Annotated in this window: 3 protein-coding genes; all 3 read right to left on the bottom strand. The window is 44.1% G+C overall.

Going from position 1 to position 4,608, the window contains the following annotated elements; translation table 11 throughout:
- Nucleotides 1–25 precede the first annotated feature (25 nt).
- On the bottom strand, nt 26–853 hold the full coding sequence (gene mutM / locus HP456_RS20180; RefSeq protein ID WP_172254433.1) for a DNA-formamidopyrimidine glycosylase: 828 nt from the start codon (nt 851–853) through the stop codon (nt 26–28).
- Between the two features lie 23 nt (nt 854–876).
- On the bottom strand, nt 877–3,507 hold the full coding sequence (gene polA, locus HP456_RS20175) for a DNA polymerase I (protein ID WP_172254431.1): 2,631 nt from the start codon (nt 3,505–3,507) through the stop codon (nt 877–879).
- A gap of 198 nt (nt 3,508–3,705) precedes the next feature.
- The coding region (gene hflC, locus HP456_RS20170) for a protease modulator HflC (RefSeq protein WP_172254429.1) at nt 3,706–4,608 on the bottom strand (903 nt) is incomplete at its 5' end.

Here is a 4,608-nt window from a genome sequence, read left to right as displayed (position 1 = left end):
AGATGTTAAATGTGTTCAGGCTCGTTCATAATTTCTGGCAGCGGGGACAATAATGGGTCCCCCTTCCTGCCGATACCTTTTTCTCGATTGGTTTCCCGCATATCCTGCAGTCCTCATCTTTCCGGCTGTATACATACAGGTTCTGCTGGAACATTCCCATTTGTCCCTGTGAATTCACGTAGGACCTGATCGTACTGCCCCCCATCTCGACAGCCTCTTTCAATGTTTCAATAATGTATTTGTGCAGGATGATGACCTCGTTCTTCTTAAGCGATTTCGCTTTACGGTCTGGGTGGATCCCCGCACGGAATAATGCCTCATCCACATAAATGTTCCCAAGTCCAACCATGACTGATTGGTCGAGCAAGGCAGCTTTTACAATCCGTTCGGTACGACTGAGTTTCTTTTGCAGGTACGCTGGGGTGAATTCTTTGTCAAATGGTTCGGCTCCCAATCCGATCAGCGGGCGATGCAGAACTTCTTCACCTTTTTTGAAAAGATGCATCGTTCCGAACTTGCGGACATCCCGATATCTGAGCTCTGTACCGTCAGTAAAATGAAAAATAACATGTGTATGTTTTTCAATGGGCTCACTGCTCTCATACACCCCATATTTGCCTTCCATTCTCAGATGGGATACAAGGGATACGTCGTTCATATAGAAGATCAGGAATTTCCCTCTCCTCCTCATTTCAAGAATTTCCTGTCCTTGCAGACCATGAATGAATTCAAGGGTCTCATCAGGATGCTTGATCATCTTTGGCCAGAAGACAGAGACTTCTTTTATCTTCTTTCCGATTACAAGAAGCTCAAGTGTCTTTCGGACCGTTTCGACTTCAGGAAGTTCAGGCATGCAGGCACCTCCTCGTCCTATCGTTATTTGGCATCGTACCAGGTAGGACCGAATGAATAATCGACTTTTAATGGAACATCCAGTTCCATCGCGTTTTCCATCACATCAGGTACGATTTTCTTCAATGTTTCAATTTCTTCTTCAGGAGCTTCAAAAATCAATTCATCATGCACTTGCAGCAATAAGCGTGATTGAAGCTTTTCTTCTTTTAGCCTTAAAGCCATATCGATCATTGCTTTTTTGATGATATCAGCTGCACTCCCCTGAATCGGTGTATTCATGGCCGTCCGCTCGGCAAAGCTTCTAAGATTGAAGTTTCTGCTGGTTATTTCAGGAAGGTAGCGTCGACGGTTGAGCAGTGTCGTCACATACCCTTTCTGTTTAGCTTCCTGAACGATATCATCCATGTACTCTTTCACTCCCGGGAAGCTCTCCAGGTATTTCCTGATGAACTCACCCGCTTCCTTACGGGTGATGTCAAGACTCTGTGAAAGTCCATAATCACTGATTCCATAGACAATTCCGAAATTGACCGCTTTCGCATGCCTTCTCATATTGGATGAGACTTCATCTTTTGAAACGCCGAACACATCCATTGCCGTTTTCGTATGGATATCCATATCATTCCGGAAAGCTTCGACCAATTTTTCATCTCCTGCAATATGAGCCAGGACCCTAAGCTCGATTTGTGAATAGTCGGCAGCAAACATCACCCAGCCTTTTTCAGATGGAATGAAAGCCTGTCGGATTTTTCTCCCTTCCTCAAGCCGGATCGGGATATTCTGCAGATTCGGGTCAATGGAGCTCAAACGCCCTGTCTGTGTCAATGCCTGGTTGAACCGTGTATGAATCTTGCTTGAATCTTTATGAACCACTTTTAACAGGCCTTCTAAATAAGTGGATTGAAGCTTCCCTAACTGACGGTAATGCAGGATGTGATCGATGATGTCATGTTTGGACTGAAGCTTTTCAAGTACATCTGCTGAAGTTGAATACCCCGTTTTCGTCTTTTTCACTACAGGAAGCCCCAATTTTTCAAACAGGATGACTCCGAGCTGCTTTGGCGAATTGATATTAAAGCTTTCACCTGCCAGTTCGTGTATGTTCTTCTCAAGCTCTTCAATCCGTTTTCCAAGTTCTTCTTTCATATCAAGCAGACGCTGCTGATCGACTTTTACACCAGTATGCTCCATTTCAGCAAGGATCAGGGCAAGCGGCAGCTCCAGCTCCTCGATCAATTCCAATTGACCATTATCCTCAAGCTCTTTCATACACAGAGCTTTCAGTTGATGCAGGGCTGCTGCTTTTCTGGCCAGATGTTCCGAAAGGGCATCCTCGGAAGGAACTTTTTGTTTGGCCCCTTTTCCGTATACCGCTTCATCGGTATCCACTTCCGGAAGACCATGGGCCTGCGCAATCGCAGCAAAATCATCACCCGAAGAAGATGGATTCAGGATATAGGAGGTCAATGATAAATCAAATTGAATCCCCTTGATATCAATTCCATACCTTTTTAATGATACGACCGCCTGCTTTGAATCATACACATACTTAATGTTCACTTCATCCTCTGCCCATTTCTTAAAGTCTTCGGATTCGATTGCTGTCTCGAGCGTGAAGCAGAACGTGCCTTCTCCATTATGCATACTCAGTCCGATGATGGATCCAGTATGGTAGTTTTCTTCAAGCATTTCAATATATAAAGAAGTCTCATTTGTAAGGTGTATCGCTTCTACCTTTTGCAGTGTTTCGTAGGAGATTTCTTCAAGTTCCTTCGTTTCTTCCTGAGGAGAATCCCCCATCTTTTCAAGCAGGGAATTAAAGCCGAGATCCTTGAACACTTCTTTCAGCTTGGCTGCATCCATGCCGTCATAGTCCAGTTCGTCCACTTTGATTTCAAGCGGGGCTTCTCTCAGGATGGTAGCCAGTTCTTTACTCATTATCGCTGATTCTTTATTGTCCTCAAGTTTTTCCTTTAGCTTTTTTCCGCTGACCTGATCAATGGATTCAAGAAGCCTTTCAACCGTCACAAATTCTTTCAGCAGCTTGATTGCAGTCTTTTCCCCGACTCCGGGTACCCCCGGGATATTATCTGAGCTATCTCCCATCAACCCTTTCATATCAATGATCTGATCGGGTGAAATTTCCCACTTTTCCTTGATATGATCAGGCGTATATACTTCGAGGTCAGTGATTCCTTTCCGAGTGATGCAGACCGTCGTTTTATCGGTGCTCAGCTGGGTCAAGTCCTTGTCACCGGAAAAGATTTTCACTTCATAGCCGTCTGATTCGGCTTGGAGTGATAGTGTCCCGATGATATCGTCGGCTTCGTAATTTTCCTTTTCATAGCGTTTGATGCCATAAGCATCAAGAAGCTCCCTGATATAAGGAAATTGTTCTGACAGCTCAGGCGGGGTCTTTTGTCTGCCGCCTTTGTATTCTTTATATGTCTTATGCCTGAATGTCGTTTTTCCTGCATCAAAGGCAACCAGCATATGAGTCGGTTTTTCGTCTTCCAAGATCTTTTGCAGCATAGTGGTGAATCCGTATACTGCGTTTGTATGTACACCCTTGTCATTATTCAGTAAGGGCAGGGCAAAAAATGCCCGGTATGCAATACTGTTCCCGTCGATCAATACTAACTTTTTCGTCATAAAAAAACCTCCTCAAAAAGGGTAGAATACGATTTAATGTATTTATTATGCCGGATTATATAATGGCCGAATACTTCTATGTCATCCTCTTTTATTCTATCATGCCTTGGGGAGAAAGGAAAAAGAGGCGGCTGCCCCAGGATACAAAACAAGCCCTTCCACGGAGAGGACTCCAAGCCGGAAGAGCTTATTGATTGTTTATTCCGTGTAACCCATCAGCAATCTGGCATACGGTGAATCTGAAGGCAGGATGATGACTGTTTTTTCATCTACCGTCTTCTTATACGTTTCCAGTGTTTTGAAAAGATCATAGAAATCGGGATCTTTAGAGAAAGAGTTATTGTAAACCTTTGCTGCTTCGGATTCCCCTTCGGCACGAATGACATTTGCGTCAGCACTTGCCTTTGCAAGAAGCTCCTTCACTTCCCTGTCTGTATCGGCCGTGATCCTCTGTTTCTCGGCGTCTCCCATCGAAAGATATTCCTGAGCTTTTGATTCACGTTCTGATATCATACGTGTATAAACGGAATTCTCATTCGCCTGAGGAAGATCCGTCCGCTTCATCCGGACGTCCTTAACGACAATCCCATATTCATCTTGAGCGAGCAGTTCATTCACTTTTGTGGTGATTTGATCGTTCAAGCTCCCTCGCGAGGATTTCTCATCATTGATGATTTGATCATAATTCAACCGGCCGAGTTCTGCGCGGACAACCGAATAAATGAACTCCTCCATCTTTGTTTCCGCATTCACTACCGTCCTTGCATTTTTGATCATCTTCAGTGGATCTTCAATGCTCCATACAGCAAAATTATCGATCAGGATTCGTTTTTTATCCTTCGTATTGATTTCCGCTTCTGTCACATCGTATGTCATTTGATGTTTCGGTAAGGTGGTGACTGATTGAATGAAAGGAATTTTCACCTTCAAGCCGGGCTCCTTATCGATTCTGACGACCTCACCAAACTGTCTCACCACTTTGTATTCACTTTCTTTCACAATATAGATGCTTGTGAAAAGAAGCAGGATAGCAAAGAGGAGGAGAATCAGGAATATGCCCAGTTTCCTATATTTCTTCCATTCGACCGGATTTTGCCCTGA

It is taken from the genome of Bacillus haikouensis (assembly GCF_013179555.1).
GTDB classification, from domain to species: domain Bacteria; phylum Bacillota; class Bacilli; order Bacillales; family Bacillaceae_B; genus Rossellomorea; species Rossellomorea haikouensis_A.
Note: the sequence above shows the minus strand (reverse complement) of the source record. Positions and strands in the feature narration are given on the sequence as shown.